The following is a 22001-nucleotide window of genomic DNA, read 5'->3' as shown; positions in this document are numbered from 1 at the left end:
GTTGTGAGGGTGGTGCGGCGGCGCGGGGGTGCGGGAGCCCGGCGGTCCGGTTGCGGCGGGGTGCCGTCAGTCGGCCACGCCGGCGGCCGAGATCACCTTGTCGATGCGGACGCGCACGAGGAGCTCGCCGGGGACCGCGTTGCGGCGGCCGAAGGCCTCGCCGTGCTCCGCTCCCATGTAGCGGGCGCCGATCCTGGTCGACCAGGGGAGCATCGCGTCCAGGTCCTCGCTGATCTCCGCCCGGCCCTGGAGGACGACGTAGGAGAAGGGCGGGCGGTCATCGTCCACGCAGAGGGCGACGCGGCCGTCGCGGGCCAGATTGCGCCCCTTGACGGTGTCCTTCCCGGTGTTGAACACGAAGGAGTCGCCGTCGAGAACGAACCAGATGGGAGCGATGTGCGGGCTTCCGTCCTCACGGACGGTGGACAGTTTTCCGGTGCGGGTGGAGTGGGAGACGAACTCCCGCCATTCCTCTTGAGTCATCTTCTTCACCATGGGCCCATCCTCCTTGCCGGAAAGCCCCTGGTGGGGAAGGCTGGCGGCACGAGCATGCGGGGTGGGGCGCGGCCGGTCCGGCCGCGTCGACGGGGAGGGACTGTATATGGCGCTGGACAAGCAGCTGGACTGGCTGCTGGACGACTTGACGCGGCGGGTGCAGCAGGTGCGGCACGCGGTGGTGCTCTCCAACGACGGCCTGGTGACCGGCGCGAGCGCGGGGCTGGCACGGGAGGACGCGGAGCACCTGGCGGCCGTCGCGGCGGGGCTGCAGAGCCTGGCGAAGGGCTCGGGGCGGCACTTCCGGGCCGGTGAGGTCCGCCAGACGATGGTCGAGTACGACGACGGGGTCCTCTTCGTCATGGCGGCGGGTGCGGGCAGCTGCCTGTGCGTGCTGAGCGCCTCCGAGGCCGATATCGGGCACGTGGCCTACGAGATGACACTGCTGGTGAACCGGGTGGGGGAGCACCTCGGCGTCGCGGAGCGGCGGATCACCGGCGGCTGAGGCGGGCGGCGCGTTTCCTTCCTCTTCGTCCTCTCCGGGTTGTCCACAGCCCCTGCGGGGTGTGGTAGCTCTGAGTTACGTTCTTCACACACAGTAATCACTCTGGTGGGGAGAGCGCAATGACACGGACGGTTCAGGCACTGCGGGCGGTGGCGGCGGAGACGGCGACTGGGACGACGACTGAGACGACGACGGAGACGGCGACGGAGGCGACGGCAGAGCCCGTGGTGGCCGGGTGCGGCGAGGTCGCCGGTCTGCTGGGCGGCGGGCGTGCCGCGGAGGAACTGGGGCTGAGCCGAGTCGAGTTCGCCCGCGCCGTGCAACTGGGCCTCGTACGGGCCGGCCCCCCAGGGGGCGCCGGGGCGGCCCGGTACACCCGGACCGAGCTCGACCGGGTCCGGTCGGCCGAGGGGTTTCCGGAGGCGCTGATCGAGCGCGTGGAGGCGGTCGCGGGAGCGGAGGCCGCTGCGGCCGCTCTGGGGGTCGGTCCGAGCCGGTTCACCCGGCTCGCACGCTGCGGACACCTCACCCCGGTGGGATACCGGATCAATCGCTACCGGGCGGTGGTGTGGCTCTATCTGACCGCGGAGCTACGGGACTTCGCGGCCCGCGAGCCCGCGATGCTGAGGGGGAGCGCGCCCCCGGGGGACCGGGAGCTGATGGAGGCCAGGGCCGACCTGCGCCCCCGGAAGTGGCGCGAACGGCACGTCGGGCTGTTGCTGAGACGGACCGCCGACCCTTGGGAGCGGGCTGCCGTACTGGCCTCCGTGCTCCCCGGGGACGACGTGCGCGCGACCGTGCCCGACCCGGCGGAACGCATCCTGCTCTGCGCGCTCGCCCCGCCCCCGCCCTACGGGCACCCTCAGGTTCCGGCGGCCGCCGAAGTGGCGGCCCGGCTGCTGAGGGCCGGGTCACCGGACGAGATCGGGTGGTACCGCACCAGCCTCGGCTTCGCCCTGACCGGAGCGAGGGGTCAGTCGAAGTCGACGGGGGAGAGGGGGCCGACGTAGACCCAGGCCCCGTTCTCCCGGGCGAAGGAACTGTGCTCGTGCAGCGAGCCGGTGTGCCGGCCCTCGCGGTAGTGCGCCCGGAACTCCACCGAGCCCTCCGTTTCGAACATCCCGCCCCGCTCGGTGGCCAGGATCTCCAGCCGTTCCCAGCGCTGCCCGGGATCCAGGTCGAGCACGCCCGGCCTGGTCGACGGGTGCCAGGAGCGCAGGAGGTAGGTGGTGTCGCCGACGGCGAAGGCGCTGAACCGGGAGCGCATCAGCAGCTCGGCGGTGGGCGCACGCCGCTCGCCGGAGTGGAAGCGGCCGCAACACTCCGGGTAGACGGCGGGCAGCCCGCAAGGGCAGGGAACGGCTGGAGCGGGAGCCGGGGTGGGCATGGAAGCACTCAGTTCTTCGGGGAGGTGAGGGACTACTGCGGGGATACGGCCGGCTTGGACGCCTTGGCGCCGTACGGGCGGAAGAGGCCCTCCTGGACCACCGACACCAGCAGCTTGCCCTCGAGGTCGTAGATGCGGCCGCGGGCCAGGCCCCGGCCACCGTGCGCGATGGGCGACTCCTGGTCGTACAGGAACCACTCGTCCGCCCGGAACGGCCGGTGGAACCACATGGCGTGGTCGAGGGAGGCCATGTCGAAACCGCGCATGCCCCACAGCGGCTCGACGGGGATGCGCACGGCGTCGAGGAGGGTCATGTCACTGGCGTAGGTGAGGGCGCAGGTGTGCACGAGCGGGTCGTCGCCCAGCGGGCCGACGGCGCGCATCCACACCGCGCTGCGCGGATCGGCGTCCTTGAGCTCCTCGGGGGTCCAGCGGAGCCGGTCCACGTAGCGGATGTCGAAGGGTTGGCGGCGGGCCATCCGTTCCAGCGCCTCGGGCAGCGTGCCCAGGTGCTCGCGGATCTCGTCCACGACCTTCGGGAGCGTGTCCGGGTGCGGGAAGTCGAGGCGGGGAGGCAGCTGGTGCTCGATGCTGCCCTCCTCCGGCTGATGGAAGGAGGCGGTCAGATTGAAGATGGTCTTGCCCTGCTGGACCGCGGTGACCCGGCGGGTGGTGAAGGAGCGCCCGTCGCGCACCCGCTCCACCTGGTACACGATCGGCACTCCGGGGATTCCGGGGCGCAGGAAGTACGAGTGGAGGGAGTGGACGGGCCGGTCGCCCTCCGTGGTGCGGCCTGCCGCCACCAGCGCCTGGCCGGCGACCTGGCCGCCGAAGACGCGCTGGAGGGACTCCTGGGGGCTGGCGCCCCGGAAGATGTTGACCTCGATCTGCTCCAGGTCGAGCAGATCGACCAGCCTCTCGGCGGGGTTCGTCATCAGAGGATCTCCACTGTCGGGCCAGGCCGCCGCGGCGGCGCCGGTCGGTTGCGGGTCGGGGGTCGGTTGCGGGCGGGGTGCCCGCCCGGGCGGAACCGGAGGGGGGTCAGGGCTGTCCGAGTTCGCCGACCGAGGTGACGCGCAGGACCGCCCGGCCCTCCTCGTCGGAGGCGGCGAGGTCCACCTCGGCGCTGATGCCCCAGCCATGGTCCCCGTTGGGGTCGGCGAAGGTCTGGCGGACGCGCCACAGGCCGTGCGCCGGGTCCTCCTCGATCTGGAGCAGCTTGGGGCCGCGTGCGTCGGGGCCCGTGCCCAGGTCGTCGTACTCGTCCCAGTAGCCGTCCATGGCCTCGCCCCAGGCGTCGGCGTCCCAGCCCGAGCCGCCGTCCAGCTCGCCCAGGACGTTGACGTGGTCCAGGGCCGCCAGCTCCACCCGGCGGAACATGGCGTTGCGGACCAGGACGCGGAAGGCGCGGGCGTTCGCGGTGACCGGCTTGACCTGGTCGGCCTTCTCCTGGGCCTGCTCCGCCGTCTCCACCTCCGGGTTCGCCAGCTGCTCCCACTCGTCGAGCAGGCTGGAGTCGACCTGTCGGACCAGCTCGCCGAGCCACTCGATCAGGTCCTGGAGGTCCTCGGACTTGAGGTCGTCGGGGATGGTGTGGTCCAGGGCCTTGAAGGCGCTCGCCAAGTAGCGCAGCACGATGCCCTCGGTGCGCGCCAGCTCGTAGTACGAGGTGAACTCGGTGAAGGTCATCGCGCGCTCGTACATGTCGCGGATGATCGACTTCGGCGAGACCGGGTGGTCGCGGACCCACGGGTGGCTCTTGCTGTACACGTCGTAGGCGTGCAGGAGCAGCTCTTCGAGGGGCTTGGGATAGGTGATCTCCTGGAGCCGCTCCATCCGCTCCTCGTACTCGACCCCGTCGGCCTTCATCGCGCCCACGGCCATGCCGCGTTCCTTGTTCTGCTGGGCGGCGAGGATCTGACGCGGGTCGTCCAGGGTGGACTCCACCACCGAGACCATGTCCAGCGCGTAGGAAGGGGACTCCGGGTCCAGCAGGTCGAAGGAGGCCAGCGCGAAGGTGGACAGCGGCTGGTTCAGCGCGAAGTCCTGCTGGAGGTCGACGGTCAGCCGGATCGTGCGGCCCTCGGCGTCCGGGGTGTCGAGCTTCTCGACGACACCGCCGTCCAGGAGCGAGCGGTAGATGGCGATGGCCCGGCGGATGTGGCGCAGCTGGGCCTTGCGCGGCTCGTGGTTGTCCTCCAGCAGGTGGCGCATCGCCTTGAAGGCGTCGCCGGGCCGGGCGATGACCGACAGGAGCATGATGTTGGTGACCTTGAAGCGCGAGGTCAGCGCCTCCGGGTCGGCGCCGATGAGCTTCTCGAAGGTGGTGTCCGACCAGGCCACGAAGCCCTCGGGGGCCTTCTTGCGGACCACCTTGCGGCGCTTCTTCGGGTCGTCGCCCGCCTTGGCGAGGGCCTTCTCGTTCTCGATGACGTGTTCGGGCGCCTGGGCCACCACATAACCGGCGGTGTCGAAGCCGGCCCGGCCGGCGCGGCCGGCGATCTGGTGGAACTCGCGGGCGCGCAGCGTGCGGACCCGGGTGCCGTCGTACTTGGTCAGCGCCGTGAACAGCACGGTGCGGATCGGGACGTTGACGCCGACGCCGAGGGTGTCGGTGCCGCAGATGACCTTCAGCAGACCGGCCTGGGCCAGCTTCTCCACCAGGCGGCGGTACTTGGGCAGCATGCCCGCGTGGTGCACGCCGATGCCGTGGCGGACGTAACGGGAGAGGTTCTGACCGAACTTGGTGGTGAAGCGGAAGTTGCCGATCAGGTCGGCGATCTTGTCCTTCTCCTCGCGGGTGCACATGTTGATGCTCATCAGCGACTGTGCCCGCTCGACCGCCTGGGCCTGCGTGAAGTGCACGATGTAGACCGGCGCCTGCCGGGTCTCCAGCAGCTCGGTGATGGTGTCGGTGATCGGCGACGTGACGTACTCGTACGACAGCGGGACGGGCCGGGTCGCCGAGCGCACCACCGAGGTGGGCCGGCCGGTGCGCCGGGTCAGGTCCTCCTCGAACCGCTTCATGTCGCCGAGCGTCGCGGACATCAGGATGAACTGCGCCTGCGGCAACTCCAGGATCGGGATCTGCCAGGCCCAGCCGCGGTCCGGCTCCGCGTAGAAGTGGAACTCGTCCATCACGACCTGGCCGATGTCGGCGTACTTGCCGTCGCGCAGGGCGATCGAGGCCAGCACCTCGGCGGTACAGCAGATCACCGGCGCGTCCGAGTTCACCGAGGCGTCGCCGGTCAGCATGCCGACGTTCTCGGTGCCGAAGAGCTTGCACAGGTCGAAGAACTTCTCCGAGACCAGCGCCTTGATCGGCGCGGTGTAGAAGGTGACCTTGTCCTGAGCCAGGGCCGTGAAGTGCGCGCCCGCCGCCACCAGGCTCTTGCCGGAGCCCGTCGGGGTGGACAGGACCACGTTCGCGCCCGAGACGACCTCGATCAGCGCTTCCTCCTGAGCCGGGTACAGGGTGATGCCCTGGTCCTCCGCCCACGAGGAGAAAGCCTCGAAGAGGGCGTCGGGGTCGGCGTTCGGCGGGAGCTGATCAATGAGGGTCACACCCCCCATCTTGCCTGGCTTCCTCCCGGATCAGGGAACCGGAGGATAGAAGGAAGATCATCGACGGTACGCTGTGCCGTCGATGAGGCCCGAACGACACCGTCAACAGGGCCCGACCAGCACACCACCGGGGCGGGAACGACCATGATGGGTCCGGCGCACTCACTGTCCGGGGCAGCGGCCTGGCTGGGGGTTGGCGCCGCGGCTGCGGCCGCCGGGCACCCGATGCCCTGGCCCGTCCTCGCCGTCGGCGCGCTCATCTGTGCCGGAGCCGCCCTCGCCCCCGACCTGGACCACAAGTCGGCGACGATCTCCCGCGCCTTCGGCCCGCTCTCCCGGATCCTGTGCGAGGTGGTCGACAAGATCTCCTACGGGGTCTACAAGGCGACCCGCTCACCGCGCGACGCCCGCCGCACCGGAGGCCACCGCACCCTGACCCACACCTGGGTCTGGGCCGTCCTGATCGGCGCCGGCTCCTCCGCGATCGCCGTCACCACGGACCGGTGGGGCGTCCTCGCCCTCCTCTTCGTCCACCTGGTCCTCGCCGTCGAAGGCCTGCTGTGGCGGGCCGCCCGCATGTCCAGCGACGTCCTGGTCTGGCTGCTCGGCGCGACCAGCGCCTGGATACTGGCCGGCGTGCTCGACCAGCCCGGCAACGGCTCCGACTGGCTCTTCACCGCCCCCGGCCAGGAGTACCTGTGGCTCGGCCTCCCGGTCGTGCTCGGCGCACTGGTCCACGACATCGGCGACGCCCTGACCGTGTCCGGCTGCCCGATCCTGTGGCCCCTGCCCATCGCGGGCAAGCGCTGGTATCCGATCGGCCCGCCGAAGATGCTGCGCTTCCGCGCCGGCAGCTGGGTGGAGCTCAAGGTCCTGATGCCGGTGTTCATGCTCCTCGGCGGAGTCGGCGGAGCCTCGGCCCTCGGTTTCTTCTGACGGGGCGGCTTCTTCTGACCCGGCGGCCCGCTCGCCGGGCCGCCGGGCCGCCGGGCTACGTCAGGACCAGAGGCACGGTGATGGTGAGGCTGCTGGTTCCACCACGGCTCGCGCCATGGGAAACGGCCCAGGGCAGGCGGATGCGGCGGCGGTCAGCCGTGCCAGGAGCGCCACAGGGCGGCGTACGCGCCGTCGGCCTCGACCAGGTCCTCGTGCGAGCCGAGCTCGGTGATGCGGCCGCCCTTGACCACCGCGATCACGTCCGCGTCGTGCGCCGTGTGCAGCCGGTGCGCGATCGCGATCACCGTCCGGCCGTCCAGCACCCGGGCCAGCGAGCGCTCCAAGTGCCGGGCCGCGCGCGGGTCCAGCAGGGAGGTGGCCTCGTCCAGCACCAGCGTGTGCGGATCGGCCAGCACCAGCCGGGCCAGCGCGATCTGCTGCGCCTGCGCCGGGGTCAGCGCCGAGGCGCCCGAGCCGACCTCGGTGTCCAGACCGGCGTCCAGCGCCCGCGCCCAGTCCTCCGCGTCGACGGCGCCGAGCGCCGCCCACAGCTCGGCGTCACCCGCCTCCGTACGGGCGAGGCGCAGGTTGTCCCGCAGGGAGCCCACGAACACGTGGTGTTCCTGGTTGACCAGGGCCACGTGCTCGCGCACCCGCTCGGCCGGCATCTGCGACAGCCGCGCCCCGCCGAGGGTGATCTCACCGGTCCGCGGCGCGTAGATGCCCGCCAGGAGCCGGCCCAGCGTGGACTTGCCCGCACCCGAAGGCCCGACCAGGGCCATCCGGGTGCCCGGCGGCACCGACATCGACACCTGGTGCAGTACGTCGACGCCCTCGCGGTACCCGAAGTGCACCCGGTCCGCCCGGACGTCCCGGCCGTCGGGGGAGACGCCCGCGTCGCCCGCGTCGGGCTCGATCTCCCGTACGCCCACCAGCCGGGCCAGGGAGACCTGCGCGATCTGCAGTTCGTCGTACCAGCGCAGGATCAGACCGATCGGGTCGACCATCATCTGCGCGAGCAGGGCGCCCGTGGTCAGCTGCCCCACCGACATCCAGCCCTGGATCACGCAGTACCCGCCGATCATCAGCACCGAGCCGAGGATCGTCACGTAGGTGACGTTGACGACGGGGAAGAGGACCGTGCGCAGGAACAGCGTGTACCGCTCCCACGCCGTCCACTCCTTGATCCGCCGCTCCGACAGCTCGATCCGGCGCCCGCCGAGACGGTGCGCCTCGATGGTGCGGCCCGCGTCCACCGTCTCGGTGAGCACGGCCGCGACCGCCGCGTACCCCGCCGCCTCGGACCGGTAGGCCCTGGGCGCCCGCTTGAAGTACCAGCGACAGCCGATCACCAGCACCGGCAGCGCCACCAGCGCGGCGAGCGCCAGCGGCGGCGCGGTCACGGCGAGCGCCCCGTAGAGCAGGCTCGCCCAGACCACGCCGATGGCCAGCTGCGGCACGGCCTCGCGCATCGCGTTGGCCAGCCGGTCGATGTCCGTGGTGATCCGCGACAGCAGATCACCGGTTCCCGCGCGCTCCAGCACGCCCGGCGGCAGGCCCACCGACCGCACGAGGAAGTCCTCGCGCAGATCGGCCAGCATCTCCTCGCCGAGCATCGCCCCGCGCAGCCGGACCAGCCGCACGAACACGGTCTGGACCCCGAGCGCCAGGGCGAACAGCAGCCCCACCCGGCCCAGATGGAGGTCGCGCGCCCCTTCCGAGAGCCGGTCCACGACCTGCCCCAGCAGGTACGGGCCGACCATGGAGGCGATCACCGCGACCGTGTTGACCCCCACCAGGACCAGGAAGGCCCGCCGGTGGCGGCGGAACAGGCCGCGCACGTAGCCCCGTACCGTCGCGGAGCTGCCCACGGGCAGGGTCGCGGCGGTTTCCGGGGCGGCCGGATCGTAGTCCGGCGGCGCCACGCCGATCATGCGGATTCCTCGATCTCTGTCAGTACGGATTCCAGCCGCGGGAGCCGCTGCTCTTCCTCGGTCCGCTGCTCTTCCTCGGTCTCGCGGGTGACGACCGCCCGGTAGCGGGGGTCGCCGCGCAGCAGCTCGCGGTGCGTGCCGTTCGCCGCCGCCTTGCCCTCGTGGATCAGGACGACCCGGTCGGCACGGTCCAGCAGCAGCGGCGAGGACGCCAGCACCACCGTCGTGCGACCGGAGCGCAGGGCCGAGATCCCCTCCGCGATCCGGGCCTCGGTGTGCGAGTCGACCGCCGAGGTCGGCTCGTCCAGCACCAGCACCTCGGGGTCGGTCACCAGGGACCGCGCCAGCGCCAGCCGCTGCCGCTGCCCGCCGGACAGCGAGCGGCCGCGTTCGGTGATCCTGGCGTCCATCGGGTCGTCCACCCCGTCCGGGGCGGACTGCAGGAGGGCGTCCAGTACGTCCGCGCACTGGGCCGCCGCGAGCGCCGCCGGCGGTGCGACCGCTCCGGACGCCGGCACGTCGAACAGCTCGCGCAGCGTCCCGGACAGCAGGACCGGATCCTTGTCCTGTACGAGGACCAGCTCGCGCGCGGTGCCGAGCGCGAGCTCGTCCAGCGCGACCCCGCCCAGCAGGACGGAGGGCCCGGTCGTGGCGTCGATCGGGTGCCCGCCCAGGCGCTCGGCGAGCCGGCCCGCCAGGTCGGGGTCCCCGCACACCACGGCGGTGAGTCGGCCCGCCGGGACCAGCAGCCCGGTCTCGGGGTCGTACAGGTCCGCGCCGGGAGCCGGGGTCCGCGGGCTCTCGGCGACGCGGACCGGCTCGACGGCGGCCACGGGCTCCGCGCCGGCCTCCGCCTTCGCCTCTGCCCCCGCCCCTGCCTCCGCCTCCGCCTCCGCGGAGACCATCGCCTCCGCACCGGCATCCACCGACGCGCCGTGCCGCGTCAGCGACAGCACCCGCGCCGCCCGCTTGGCGGAGGGGCGGGAGAAGGAGTACGCCATCGCGATCTCCTCGAAGTGCCGCAGCGGGTAGAGCATGGTCGCCACCGCGCTGAAGGCGGCGACGAGTTCGCCGACGTCCAGCCGGCCGTCCAGCACGAGCGCGGACCCGTACCAGACCACCGTGATCAGCAGCGCGCCCGGCAGCAGCACCTGGATCGCGGAGATCAGCGCCCACATCCGGGCACTGTGCACGGCCGCCTCGCGGACCTGCTGCGAGGCCTCGCGGTAGCGGCCGAGGAACAGTTCCTCGCCGCCGATGCCGCGCAGCACCCGCAGCCCCGCGACGGTGTCCGAGGCCAGCTCGGTTGCCTTGCCCGCCTTCTCCCGCTGGACGTCTGCGCGCCGGGTGGCGCGCGGCAGCAGGGGCAGGACGGCCAGGGCGAGCACCGGCATGCCGATGGCCACGACCACGCCGATCGTGGGCGCGTAGAAGACCAGGACGACACAGCCGATGACCAGGGTCAGGGCGGCGGCCAGGAAGCGGGAGACCGCCTCGACGAACCAGCCGATCTTCTCCACGTCGCCCGTGGACACGGCCACCACCTCGCCCGCCGCGACCCGCCGGGTCAGGGCGGAGCCCAGCTCGGCGGTCTTGCGGGCGAGCAGCTGCTGGACCCGCGCGGCGGCGGTGATCCAGTTGGTGACGGCCGTACGGTGCAGCATCGCGTCGCCGACCGAGATCGCGACGCCGAGCAGCGCGGTCAGACCGCCGACCCACAGCAGCCGGCCGCCGTCGCCGTCCACGACCGCGTCGATGCCCAGGCCCACGGTGTACGGCAGTCCCGCGACGCCGCCGAAGTGGAGCAGCCCCCAGCCCAGGCTTTTGGCCTGTCCGCCGAGTTGGCCCCGCCCCAGCCACCAGAGGAACCGGGGGCCGGAGCGAGCATCGGGTACCCCTGGGTCCGGATACGGAAGATCGCTGATCTGCATGACGCCCCATGACTGGTCGAGAGTTCCAAACCGTGCAAGGTTCGCGTTCCGTACCCGTCCGGGGCAATCGATTTTCCGTTGGCCGGAGCTCTGTGCGGGCGGACCTGCCGCTCACCCGGCGGCCGGGCACCTCGAAGCGGGTGCGGCGTCCGCTGTCAAGGCACGAATTCCCGAGACATGACGCGCGGTCTTTCGATCATGCCTAGTGAAGAGCGACCCTTCACCCCGCATGACGGCTTGGGAGAGACGTATGTCGACGGACCCGGAGAGCAATACGGTCGAGTGCGCAGGAAAAACGGCCGGAGGCCGCGCGTGCGCGCTTCGCGACGCGTGCGGATCGCGGGCTTCGGCCCTGCGTGAGATCAGACGGTGGGCGACCGCTGACCGAATGCCGGAGGAATCCGATGGTATTTCCCTCGCCCGGTCCGTGACGGAACACGTGCGGGGGAAGGGGAAGCATTTCCTGTCGGATCGAGTACGCGTCATGCTGAGTGACATCAGGCGGCGGCACGGGGTGGACCGCCCGTTCCTCGACGCTTTTCTCGACTGCGTCCTCGACAAACACGAGGGACGCTTCCAGAACCGCACCTACCTCGCGCTGCCGGTCCTGGAACTCCTCATGGACCACCGGGACGCCGCGCTGAGCGCGGACCGGATGTCGACCCTGCTGATGGCCGACGTGGTGCGTTTCGAGATCGAGGCGGCGGCCGGGTCGCCGGCGGGGTCCGGGCGGGACCGGCCGGATGCGGCGACGCTCAGCACGCGGTTGAGGCACGCCCTGCGGCTCGTGCCGACGGGGCTCGGTGCGCCGGAGGCCGACGACCTTCCGTCGAGGCTGGCGCACACGCCCCGGTCCCGCCTCGAAGGCCTCGCCGATGGCCTGCCCCGGCCGCCGGCGAACGATCGAGCCCGGTGGTTCGACGTCACCGTCCAGCCCGTCTCCGTCGTGCATGACGAATACTTCTTCATTCGCGTCCTCCAGACCCACGAAATGCATTTCACCGCAATGGTGGAATCCGTGAAGAAGGTGATCGGGGCGCTGCGCGCGGGCAATCCGGAAGGGGCCGCGGAGCTGGTGGAGCGCGTGGTGGTCATGTTCGAGCGGGCCGCGACGCTTTTCCGCGTCGTGGCCACGATGAGGGCGGAGCAGTTCTCGGCCTTCCGGCAATACACCCAGGGTGCCAGCGCCATTCAGTCCGAACAGTACAAACGCTTCGAGGGTCTGTGCGGCGTTCCGACCGTGCCCCGCCTGCGGTCGTCCGCGTTCACGAGCGTGCCCGTCGTACGGGCCGAGTCGGAGGATCCCGGCCATGACACCGTCACCCGGGCCTACCGCGAGCTCCGGAACGCGGGGGGCCCGGGCCGGGCGGGGTGGGACCGGCTCGACACGGCGATCAGCCGTCTGGAGAGCGGGCACCAGCGGTGGAAGTCGGCGCATCGCGGGCTCGCCGCACGCATGCTCGGCGACGCCCACGGCTCGGGCTACACCGATGGCGTTCCCTACCTGACGCGATGCCTCGAGAACCGGCTGTTCTGGCAGCTGGACACCAGCGCCTGACGCGCGAACCGTCCGTCATTGCGGCTGTGTTGCAGGTTCGTGGCCATCGGGACGAGGAGGTTCCCGCAAGTGGGGCCGGGCTCCTACGGTCCGTCGGGAAACACGACCAAGGAGTGTCCCGCCATGCCCCTCGACCTGTCGGACGAGAGCCAGTACGACCGTGCGCGCCTGCGGCAGTGGGCGCGCGGCCGCGCCCGCTCCTCCGGGGTGGACCGCCGCGACCTGCTCAAGCTGTTCGCCGCTGGGGCCGCGGCCGGCTCCCTGGGCCTGGGCGCCGCCGGAACCGCCGGAGCAGTGACCGCCGGAGACGTGACCGCCGCCGGCGCGACGACCGCCGCTGCCGCGGCGCCCGGGACCGTGAAGCCGCTGCCGCCCGAGCTGTTCACCATCCGGGGCACCAACGCGGAGACGAACTTCGCAGCCCTGCGCGGCACGGGCCAGCTGACCCCGCTCGACCGGTTCTTCGTACGCAACCACACCGTCACCCCGCGCCTCGACGCGCACGACTGGCGGCTGAAGGTGTGGGGCGACGCCCTGGCCGGAGGGCCGGTCGATTTCTCCTACGACAGGCTGCGCGCACTGCCGGCGGTCGAGCGGACCCTGTTCATCGAGTGCGCGGGCAACGGCCGGAGCTTCTACACCACCCAGCAGGGGCAGCAGGTGACCGGGACCGCGTGGACCCTCGGCGCGATCGGCGTGGCACGCTGGCACGGCGCCCGGCTGTCCGACGTCCTGAAGCGAGCCGGCCTGACCCGCGCAGCCGTGGACGTACTGCCCCGCGGGCTGGACGACGAGGTGGTCACGAACGGGGTCAACCTGGGCCGGGTGCGGCGCCCGCTGCCCGTCTCCAAGGCCCTCGACGACGTGATCCTCGCGTACGAGATGAACGGCGAGCCGCTGCCGCCCGACCACGGCGGTCCGGTCCGCGTGGTCGTACCGGACTGGATCGGGATCTCCTCGATCAAGTGGGTAGGGGACATCGAGGTGAGCGGGCAGCCCCTCTACACACCGTGGAACACCGACCTGTACCGGCTGTTCGGGCCCGACCAGCCCCCGCAGGGCAGTGCCCCGCTGACCCGGCAGACCCTCAAGAGCGCCTTCGAACTGGAGCACGGTGCGACCGTCCCGGCCCACCGGACGCGGCTGCTGACCGGGCGCTCGTGGTCGGGCGCGGCGCCCGTCCACCGGGTGGAGGTCAGCACCGACGGCGGGCACCGCTGGCAGCGGGCCCGGCTGCACGACGCCCCGCGCCGGGGCAGCTGGGTGCGCTGGTCCCTGCCGTGGACCCCGCGCGCCACCGGTCCGACCGCGCTGCTCGCGCGGGCCACCGACGCCACCGGACGGACCCAGCCGGCGACCACGGCCCACAACACGCAGGGCTACCTGTTCGACGCCGTGGTGCACCACCAGGTGACCGTGGTCTGACCGGAGCACCGGAGGGGCTGGGCCTCCCGGCCCTAGGCCGTGTGTCGAAAATGGATCTTGGCGGTGAATGATCATCGTTCATGGGGCGGGGAGATCTCACGGACGAGCAGTGGGCGGTGCTGGAGCCGTTGTTGCCGAAGGGGGCGAAGGCGGGGCGGCCGCCCGTCTGGCCTCGGCGGCAGTTGATCGACGGCATACGGTTCCGGGTCCGGACCGGTGTTCCGTGGCGGGACGTGCCCGCGGAGTACGGACCATGGGGCCGGATCTACGATCTGTTCCGCCGGTGGCAGCGGGATGGCACCTGGCACCGGGTCCTTACCCGGCTCCAGTCCCTGGCCGACGTGAAGGGTGCGATCGTGTGGGACCTGAGCGTCGACTCCACGGTGTGCCGCGCCCATCAGCATGCGGCTGGAGCCCGAAAGCGGGGTGACCTGCAGAAGGAACCGCCGGGTGGAGTGGCCACCGAGCCGGGTGACCACGGGCTCGGACGCTCGCGCGGCGGGTTCACCACCAAGCTGCACTTGGCCGTGGAGCAAGGTCAAAAGCCCATGTCGATCGTGGTGACGGCGGGGCAGCGAGGAGACTCGCCGCAGTTCGAACCGGTGCTGGCAAAGATCCGCGTACCCCGCATCGGACCGGGCCGGCCGCGGGTCCGCCCCGACCGCGTTCGGGCCGACAAGGCGTACGCCTCACGCAAGAACCGCGCCTACCTGCGCCGCCGAGGAATCCGCTGCACCATCCCGAACAAGGTCGACCAAGCGCGCAACCGCAGGAGACTCGGCTCCCACGGCGGCCGGCCACCGCATTTCGACCTGGCCGACTACCGCGAGCGCCACGCGGTCGAGTGCGGGATCAACCGCCTCAAGAGGCACCGCGCCGTCGCCACGCGGTACGACAAGCTCGCGGTCCGCTACGAGGCGACCGTGCTTGTCGCGGCTATCAACGAGTGGCTGTGACTCACACCTGTCGACCCTAGCCTCTGTCCCGCCTTCCCCCTTAGGCTGCATGATCCACATCGTTCGGGGGATCATGAACTTCACTCGATATCGCACACCGTTGGCCTTCCTGCTGCTGGCGGTGGCAGCCATCTTCGGCGTCGCGGCCATAGTCGGGTTCGAGGCGGGAGGTGAGGGCGAGCTGATCCTGCTGCTCCGCCTCCGTGAGTACGTCCTCCTGCTGGGATTTCTCGCCCTGGCCACGCTCATCGGGGCGGTCCTCCTGGGACTGGCCGAGTCTTTGCTGCGTATGCCCCTGCTCATCGCGCTGCTCGTCATCGGCGTTCCCACGCTGCTCGTCGGGGGCTTTGTCTCCGCCGCGTTCGGTGGGTCGGACGAGGCATTGAAGACTGAAGCGGCCCCCGGCCGTGTCGACCGCCGACTGGTCGTGGTGTCACGGAGCGGCTCCCTTGACCCGGTTTGGTGCGTCTACGTCCACCAGGGGCACCCACCGCTGGAGCGCCGGTGGAATGTCGGCTGCTTCAACGGCGACTCCGAAGACAACGGACTCGGCGAGACCGTGTGGACGGCTCCCGACCGGATTCGCATGACCACCGAGGGAGGCGCGGTCCACGAAGTGGCCATCGCCCCACGCGGTCGGCCCGACCGGGTTGTCTCCGCCGGCTAGCGACCTGAACCGGAACGGTCACCAGACCACTTCCGATACACGCCCTAGGGCCGGGTGGCCCGCTCCAGTTCCAGCAGCGCCGAGTAGTAGCTGCGGCCCGTGGCCCGGTCCATGCCCACCTCGCACATCCGGTTCGCCGACAGGTGCGCGTCGAACTCCCGCGCCGTCACCTCGGCGGCCTCGCGGGCCGTCGCCGACTCCGTCAGCTCCGGGTGCAGCATGCCGCGGTCGCCGGCGAAGGCGCAGCACCCCGCGTCGTACGGGACCACCACCTCGTCGGCGCAGGCCTCGGCCACCGCCCGCAACTGCGCCTCGTCGTCCAGGTGCCGCATCGAGCAGGTGGGGTGGAGCACCGCCGAGCCGACCGTGCGCCGGACCTCCAGGTGCGGCAGCAGCTCCTCGGCGGCCCAGACGACGGAGTCGACGATCCGCAGCTCGGAGTGGAGGGCCCGGTTGTCGTCCGTCAGGTAGGGGACCACCTCGTGCGCGATGCCCAGGGTGCAGGAGGACGCGTCGACCACCATCGGCAGCCGTCCGCCGGCCGTCCAGCCCCAGGCGGCCTCCACGATCCGGTTGGCCATCACGCGGTTGCCGGCGTCGTACCCCTTGGAGTGCCAGATCGTCGCGCAGCAGGTGCCCCGGACGTCCCCGGGGATCCACACCGGCCTGCCCGCCCGCTCCGACACCGCCACCACGGCCTCGGGCAGGGAGGGCCCGGACGTACCGTCGGGGCCGCCGAAGATCCGGTTGACGCAGGCCGGGTAGTAGACCGCGGCGGCGCCCGCGCGCCGGGTGACGGGCAGTTTGCGGGCCGCGGCGCCCGGGACCTGCGGAAGCCACTCCGGAACCAGGTCGGGCCGTACGGCCTTGCGCGCGGCCCCCGTCACGGCCCGCAGGATCCCGTCCCCGACGGCATCGGTGATCTTGTCGGCGGCGGCCACGGCGAGCCGCGCGGCCACTTCGACCGCGCCGAACCGCAGGGCGGCGAGCTCGGCGGCGCGCTCCTCGCGCGGGCTGTGCCGGCGGTGGCGGAAGTCCTTCATCAGGGCGCCGGTGTCGATGCCCACGGGACACGCGAGCTTGCACGTGGAGTCGCCGGCGCAGGTGTCCACGGCGTCGTACCCGTACGCATCGAGCAGGCCGCCGAGCACCGGGGAGCCGGGCTGCTGGCGCATCATCTCCCTGCGCAGCACGATCCGCTGGCGCGGGGTGGTCGTCAGGTCCTCGCTGGGGCAGGTCGGTTCGCAGAACCCGCACTCGATGCAGGGGTCGGCGACGGCCTCCACCTGGGGGATCGTCTTGAGGCCGCGCAGGTGCGCCTTCGGGTCGCGGTCCAGGAGGATCCGCGGGGCGAGCACCAGGTCGGGGTCGATGATCCGCTTGGTGCGCCACATCATCTCGGTGGCCCGGGGCCCCCACTCCAGTTCCAGGAAGGGGGCCATGTTGCGGCCGGTGGAGTGCTCGGCCTTCAGCGAGCCGTCGAACCGCTCCACGGTGAGCCGGCAGAAGGCGTCCATGAACGCGGCGTACCGCTCCACGTCCGCGGGCCGGGCGGCGTCGAAGGCGAGCAGGAAGTGCAGGTTGCCGTGGGCGGCGTGGCCCGCCACGGCGGCGTCGAAGCCGTGCTCCGCCTGGAGTTCGAGGAGCGCCTCGCAGGCCTCGGCCAGCCGGGACGGGGGGACGGCGAAGTCCTCGGTGATCAGGGTAGTGCCGGAGGCGCGGGCGCCGCCGACGGCCGTGACGAAGGCCTTGCGGGCCTTCCAGTAACCGGAGATGGTCCTGGCGTCGCGGGTGAAGGCGTTGGTCACCGAGGCCACCGGGGCCACCAGGTCCAGCCCGGCCAGCACCCCGGCGGCCCGCCGCTCGTACTCCGCGCGGCCGGCCTCGTCGGGGGCCCGGAACTCCACCAGCAGCGCGGTGGTGTCCTTGGGCAGAGCGGCCCAGTCGGCGGGGACCCCCGCGACGCTCACCGAGGCGCGCAGGGTGTTGCCGTCCATCAGCTCGACGGCCAGCGCCCCCGCCTCGTTGAAGAGCGGTACGGCGGCGGCCGCGGCGGGCAGCGAGGGGAAGAAGAGCAGGGCGCTGGTGAGCTCGCGGTCCAGCGGCAGGGTGTCGAAGACGACCTCGGCGATGAAGCCGAGCGTGCCCTCGGAGCCGACCATCAGCCCGCGCAGGATCTCCACCGGGGTGGCGCCGTCGAGGTAGGCGTCGAGGCGGTAGCCGGTGGTGTTCTTGATCTCGTACTTGGCCCGGATGCGGGCGACGAGTTCCGGATCCGCCTCGATCTCCCTCTTGATCTCCATCAGCCCGTGGCACAGGGCGGGCTCGGCGTGCGCCAGCTCCCCGTCGGCGAGCGGGTCGGCGGTGTCCACGACGGTGCCGCTCGGCAGGACGAAGGTGAGGGAGGACAGGGTGCGGTACGAGTTCCTCGTGGTGCCCGCCGTCATGCCCGAGGCGTTGTTCGCGACGACTCCGCCGAGGGTGCAGGCGATGGCGCTGGCCGGGTCCGGGCCGAGGACGCGGCCGTGCCGGGCGAGCGCGGCGTTGGCGCGCACGACCGTGGTGCCGGGCTGGATCCGGGCCCGCAGGTCCTCCTCCAGCACCTCGACCCCGGCCCAGTGGCGGCGGACGTCCACGAGGATGTCCTCGCCCTGGGCCTGACCGTTGAGGGAGGTCCCGGCGGCCCGGAAGACCACCTCGCGCTGCTTGCCGTGGGCGTAGGACAGGACGGCGGAGACGTCGTCGATGTCCTCGGCGATCACGACGACCTGCGGCAGGAACCGGTACGGGGAGGCGTCCGAGGCGTACCGGACCAGGTCGGAGACGCCCGAGAGCACCTTGCCGGCGCCCAGCAGTTCGGCCAGCTCGCTCCGCAGCGGCTCGGGGGTGCCCGTCGACCTGCGGTCCGGCACGCGGTCGGGGGCGGGGCCGCTGGGGGTGCGCGGGCGCAGGGCCCCCGGCTTCGGTTCCAGCAGTGGCATCTGCAGCCCCTCAACTCGCGCCGTGTCGGTCGTTCTCACTCGTTCGGCGCAGCCCCGGCCCGGTCCCGGCCGGACCGTCGCCCGTCAGCAGCCGTGCTCCGCCGGAGCGTCCGCCAGAGCGTTCAGCAAGCCGCCGAGCACCTCGCGCTGATCGGCGGTCAATGGAGCCAGGATCTCCTCTGCGGCGCCGGTTCGCGCGTTGCGCAGGCGGCGCAGCGTGGCGCGGCCGGTGTCGGTGAGCTCGATCCTTATGACACGGCGGTTCTCCGGGTCGGGCACGCGGCGGACGCAGTCGGCGCTCTCCAGGCCGTCGACCAGTGTGGTCACGGCACGGGGCACCACCTCCAGGCGGGCCGCGAGATCCGCCATCCGGGGCGGTCGCACCGCGGAGAGGTGGGCGACGGTGCGCAGCAGCCGGGACTGGGCCGGGGTGATGCCGAGCGGCTCCAGATGGCGCTTCTGGATGCGGTGGAGCCGCCGGGTCAGCCGGAGCAGCTGCTCGGCGAGCACGCTGTCCGTGGTGTCGGCGGTGGCGTCAGTGCCGTCGGTGGTCTCGGAAGCGGTGCTCATGCTGCGGTCCTCATAATGGGAACGATATCAGGACCAGATTCATTGTGAGTATAGGTAACAATGAGCTATGCTCATTCGAGTCTCGTCACCTGTCATGAAGGAGGCCCATGCGCCCCAAGGAACCCGAGTGGGAGCCCTCGAAAGAATCCCTGGACCCCAGCGGTCCCGCCCCGGACGAGCGGCCGCGCGAGCTGCGCCGCATCGTCGGCCTGTTCCGGCCCTACCGGGGCCGCCTCGCCGTCGTCGGCGTGCTGGTCGCCGCCTCCTCGCTGGTCGGGGTCGCCACCCCCTTCCTGCTGAAGGAGATCCTCGACGTCGCGATCCCGCAGGGCCGTACCGGGCTGCTGAGCCTGCTCGCCCTCGGCATGATCGCGACCGCCGTCGTCACCAGCATCTTCGGCGTGCTCCAGACCCTGATATCCACCACCGTCGGCCAGCGCGTCATGCACGATCTGCGCACCGCCGTCTACGCCCAGCTCCAGCGGATGCCGCTGGCCTTCTTCACCCGTACGCGCACCGGCGAGGTGCAGTCCCGCATCGCCAATGACATCGGCGGCATGCAGGCCACGGTCACCTCCACGGCGACCTCCCTCGTCTCGAACGCGACGGCCGTCATCGCCTCGGTCGTCGCGATGCTCGCGCTCGACTGGCGGCTCACGCTCGTCTCGCTCGCCCTGCTGCCCGTCTTCGTGTGGATCAGCCGCCGCGTCGGCGGCGAGCGCAAGAAGATCACCGCGCAGCGCCAGAAGCAGATGGCCGCGATGGCCGCGACGGTCACCGAGTCCCTGTCGGTCAGCGGCATCCTGCTCGGCCGCACCATGGGCCGCGCCGATTCGCTCACCAGCTCCTTCGCGGAGGAGTCCGAGAAGCTCGTCGACCTCGAAGTGCGCTCCAGCATGGCCGGGCGCTGGCGGATGTCCACCATCGGCATCGTCATGGCCGCCATGCCGGCGCTCATCTACTGGGCGGCCGGCATAGCCCTGCAGAGCGGAGCCCCCTCGCTCTCGGTCGGCACCCTCGTCGCCTTCGTCACCCTCCAGCAGGGCCTGTTCCGGCCCGCCGTGAGCCTGTTGTCGACCGGCGTCCAGATCCAGACCTCCCTGGCGCTCTTCGCCCGCATCTTCGAGTACCTCGACCTGCCGGTGGACATCACCGAGCGCGAGGAACCCGTCCGCCTGGACCGCGCCAAGGGCGAGGTCCGCCTGGAGGACGTCCACTTCGCCTACGACGCCAAGAGCGGCCCCACCCTCACGGGCATCGACATCACGGTCCCGGCCGGCGGTTCCCTCGCGGTGGTCGGCCCGACCGGATCCGGCAAGAGCACGCTGAGCTATCTCGTGCCCCGGCTCTACGACGTCACCGGCGGCCGGGTCGCCCTCGACGGCGTGGACGTGCGCGACCTCGACTTCGACTCCCTGGCCCGCTCCATCGGCGTGGTGTCCCAGGAGACCTACCTCTTCCACGCCTCCGTCGCGGACAACCTGCGCTTCGCCAAGCCGGACGCCACCGATGAGGAGATAGCGGAGGCGGCCCGCGCGGCCCAGATCCACGACCACATCGAGTCCCTCCCCGACGGGTACGACACCCTGGTCGGCGAGCGGGGCTACCGGTTCTCCGGCGGAGAGAAGCAGCGCCTGGCCATCGCGCGCACCATCCTGCGCGACCCGCCGGTGCTGATCCTCGACGAAGCCACCAGCGCGCTGGACACCCGCACCGAGCACGCCGTGCAGCGCGCCATCGACAACCTCTCCGAGGGCCGCACCACCATCACCATCGCCCACCGTCTCTCCACCGTCCGCGACGCCGACCAGATCGTCGTCCTCGATGGCGGCCGGATAGCGGAGCGCGGCACCCATGAGGAACTGCTGAAGGCCGACGGCCGGTACGCCGCCCTCGTGCGCCGCGACCGGGAGACCGCGCTCAAGCCGGAGACACCGGCGTCCGGAGGACTGCTCTCCGGGGCGCCCGGTTCCGAGTTGCGCACGGCGGGCCTGCTCAAGCCCGGGACGTTCAAGCCAGACACCCTGCGCGGCACCGAACCGACCCCGGTGAACGTGTGATCGTATGACCGGCGCACGGGCCGGATGTCGGGAATTCGACGGTTAGCGGGTTAGCGTGCCCGCATGCGTCATGAGAACCGGCCGCCGTCACCGCGCCGTTCCCGGCTCACGCGCCGGGGCAGGCTGGCGCTCTTCCTCGGAACCGTCCTGGGGCTCGGGGTAGCCCTCCTGATCCCCCTGTTTCCCGGGGAGCAGGCGCCCGAGAAGCCGCGCCAGTTGCTGATCCCCGAGGGCTGGCGGGCCCCACAGGTCTACGCCGCCATCGACCGCGAACTGAAGCTCCCGGCCGGCTCCGCCAAGGCCGCGGCCGCCACGACCGCGCTGTCGCTGCCCGCCGAGGCGAAGGGCAACCCGGAGGGGTACCTCTTCCCGGCCACCTACCCGGTGACCTCGAAGTCCACCCCGGCCTCACTGCTCACCTACATGGTGGACACGGCCAACAAGAGCCTCGCCACCAAGGCCGTCGCCGACGGCGGCAAGGCCCACGGAATGACCCCGTACCAGACGGCCACCCTCGCCAGCATCATCGAGGCGGAGGCCGAGACCCTCGGGGACATGGGCAAGGTCGCCCGGGTGGTGCACAACCGGCTGGCGAAATCGATGCCGCTCCAGATGGACTCCACCATCAACTACGCGCTGAACCGTTCCACGGTGGACACCAAGCTGAGCGAGACGAAGATCGACAGCCCCTTCAACACGTACGAACGCCAGGGCCTGCCGCCCACCCCGATCGACAGCCCCGGCCTGCAGGCCATGGCCGCCGCGGTGGCCCCGACACCCGGAAACTGGCTCTTCTTCGTCACCATCAAGCAGGGTGACACCCGCTTCTCGGCGACGTACGAGGAACACAAGCGGCACGTGGCCGAGTTCAACCGCCTCCGCTCGGCCTCGCGCGCGACGTGAGCAGCCTGTGTGCGCTGCCTCACAGGGCAAGGTGCCTAGAAGACTGATGAAGATCTTGTTGAGGGGCTGTCCGGCCGGAGGCCGGGCAGCCCCTCGTGGTCATGTGTCGGCTGGGGCGAGGTGCCAGGT

At 71.6% G+C, this 22001-nt stretch carries 17 protein-coding genes; 9 read left to right on the top strand and 8 right to left on the bottom strand.

The features are described from left to right. Positions 1-66: 66 nt before the first annotated feature. Positions 67-495: a PPOX class F420-dependent oxidoreductase gene (locus ACIQV3_RS08125; RefSeq protein ID WP_266875986.1), complete on the bottom strand. Its 429-nt coding sequence runs from the start codon at positions 493-495 to the stop codon at positions 67-69. A 106-nt stretch (positions 496-601) separates the two neighbouring features. Between ACIQV3_RS08125 and ACIQV3_RS08120 the strand changes: the two genes are divergently transcribed. Both ACIQV3_RS08120 and ACIQV3_RS08115 read left to right on the top strand, forming a co-directional pair. Continuing rightward, a complete protein-coding gene (locus ACIQV3_RS08120; protein ID WP_243340556.1) occupies positions 602-1000 on the top strand; it encodes a roadblock/LC7 domain-containing protein in 399 nt (132 codons plus the stop codon). Between the two features lie 119 nt (positions 1001-1119). Further along, positions 1120-2010 (top strand): DUF6397 family protein, encoded by an 891-nt coding sequence (locus ACIQV3_RS08115; RefSeq protein ID WP_403710929.1) that lies wholly within the window; start codon positions 1120-1122, stop codon positions 2008-2010. Here ACIQV3_RS08115 and ACIQV3_RS08110 read toward each other — a convergent pair. From ACIQV3_RS08110 to ACIQV3_RS08100, 3 genes are all read right to left on the bottom strand, one after another. Continuing rightward, complete coding sequence (locus ACIQV3_RS08110) at positions 1974-2387, bottom strand: YchJ family protein (protein WP_403710927.1); 414 nt, start codon at positions 2385-2387, stop codon at positions 1974-1976. The two genes, ACIQV3_RS08115 and ACIQV3_RS08110, sit on opposite strands and share 37 nt — an antisense overlap. 32 nt (positions 2388-2419) lie before the next feature. After that, the gene (locus ACIQV3_RS08105; RefSeq protein WP_250745037.1) at positions 2420-3322 is read right to left on the bottom strand and encodes an acyl-CoA thioesterase II; all 903 of its coding nucleotides are present in this window, start codon (positions 3320-3322) and stop codon (positions 2420-2422) included. A gap of 106 nt (positions 3323-3428) precedes the next feature. Then, positions 3429-5951: a DEAD/DEAH box helicase gene (locus tag ACIQV3_RS08100; protein ID WP_403710926.1), complete on the bottom strand. Its 2523-nt coding sequence runs from the start codon at positions 5949-5951 to the stop codon at positions 3429-3431. Positions 5952-6095: 144 nt separating this feature from the next. On the opposite strand from ACIQV3_RS08100, the gene ACIQV3_RS08095 reads away from it, so the two are divergent. Beyond that, positions 6096-6887 carry a metal-dependent hydrolase gene (locus ACIQV3_RS08095; protein ID WP_403710924.1) on the top strand — a complete coding sequence of 264 codons (792 nt, stop codon included), beginning with the start codon at positions 6096-6098 and terminating at the stop codon, positions 6885-6887. A gap of 152 nt (positions 6888-7039) precedes the next feature. Here the strand turns inward: ACIQV3_RS08095 and ACIQV3_RS08090 are convergent, their stop codons facing one another. Together ACIQV3_RS08090 and ACIQV3_RS08085 are read right to left on the bottom strand one after the other, a co-directional pair. Further along, positions 7040-8821 (bottom strand): ABC transporter ATP-binding protein, encoded by a 1782-nt coding sequence (locus ACIQV3_RS08090; RefSeq protein ID WP_403710922.1) that lies wholly within the window; start codon positions 8819-8821, stop codon positions 7040-7042. Beyond that, complete coding sequence (locus tag ACIQV3_RS08085; RefSeq protein ID WP_403710920.1) at positions 8818-10752, bottom strand: ABC transporter transmembrane domain-containing protein; 1935 nt, start codon at positions 10750-10752, stop codon at positions 8818-8820. Before ACIQV3_RS08085 ends, ACIQV3_RS08090 begins: the two co-directional genes overlap by 4 nt. Before the next feature lie 250 nt (positions 10753-11002). On the opposite strand from ACIQV3_RS08085, the gene ACIQV3_RS08080 reads away from it, so the two are divergent. The 4 genes from ACIQV3_RS08080 to ACIQV3_RS08065 all read left to right on the top strand — a co-directional run bounded on the left by ACIQV3_RS08080 (position 11003) and on the right by ACIQV3_RS08065 (position 15358). Further along, positions 11003-12310 carry a tryptophan 2,3-dioxygenase family protein gene (locus tag ACIQV3_RS08080; RefSeq protein WP_403710918.1) on the top strand — a complete coding sequence of 436 codons (1308 nt, stop codon included), beginning with the start codon at positions 11003-11005 and terminating at the stop codon, positions 12308-12310. A gap of 123 nt (positions 12311-12433) precedes the next feature. After that, positions 12434-13735 carry a sulfite oxidase gene (locus ACIQV3_RS08075; RefSeq protein ID WP_403710916.1) on the top strand — a complete coding sequence of 434 codons (1302 nt, stop codon included), beginning with the start codon at positions 12434-12436 and terminating at the stop codon, positions 13733-13735. Between the two features lie 80 nt (positions 13736-13815). Next, positions 13816-14691 carry an IS5 family transposase gene (locus ACIQV3_RS08070; protein ID WP_403710913.1) on the top strand — a complete coding sequence of 292 codons (876 nt, stop codon included), beginning with the start codon at positions 13816-13818 and terminating at the stop codon, positions 14689-14691. A 73-nt stretch (positions 14692-14764) separates the two neighbouring features. Then, positions 14765-15358 carry a hypothetical protein gene (locus ACIQV3_RS08065; protein WP_403710911.1) on the top strand — a complete coding sequence of 198 codons (594 nt, stop codon included), beginning with the start codon at positions 14765-14767 and terminating at the stop codon, positions 15356-15358. A gap of 44 nt (positions 15359-15402) precedes the next feature. Here the strand turns inward: ACIQV3_RS08065 and ACIQV3_RS08060 are convergent, their stop codons facing one another. Continuing rightward, positions 15403-18339, bottom strand: coding sequence for an FAD-binding and (Fe-S)-binding domain-containing protein (locus ACIQV3_RS08060; protein ID WP_403710909.1), 2937 nt, complete (start codon positions 18337-18339; stop codon positions 15403-15405). Between the two features lie 84 nt (positions 18340-18423). Beyond that, positions 18424-18909, bottom strand: coding sequence for a MarR family winged helix-turn-helix transcriptional regulator (locus ACIQV3_RS08055; protein ID WP_403710907.1), 486 nt, complete (start codon positions 18907-18909; stop codon positions 18424-18426). A gap of 107 nt (positions 18910-19016) precedes the next feature. On the opposite strand from ACIQV3_RS08055, the gene ACIQV3_RS08050 reads away from it, so the two are divergent. Together ACIQV3_RS08050 and mltG are read left to right on the top strand one after the other, a co-directional pair. Further along, positions 19017-20969 (top strand): ABC transporter ATP-binding protein, encoded by a 1953-nt coding sequence (locus ACIQV3_RS08050; RefSeq protein WP_403710905.1) that lies wholly within the window; start codon positions 19017-19019, stop codon positions 20967-20969. 63 nt (positions 20970-21032) lie between these two features. Then, a complete protein-coding gene (gene mltG, locus ACIQV3_RS08045) occupies positions 21033-21872 on the top strand; it encodes an endolytic transglycosylase MltG (protein WP_403710903.1) in 840 nt (279 codons plus the stop codon). Positions 21873-22001: the final 129 nt, after the last annotated feature.

The organism is Streptomyces sp. NPDC099050 (assembly GCF_044759865.1).
Taxonomy (GTDB): Bacteria; Actinomycetota; Actinomycetes; order Streptomycetales; family Streptomycetaceae; genus Streptomyces.
The sequence above is the reverse complement of the archived record's forward strand: the minus strand, read 5'-3'. Positions and strand labels throughout refer to the sequence as shown.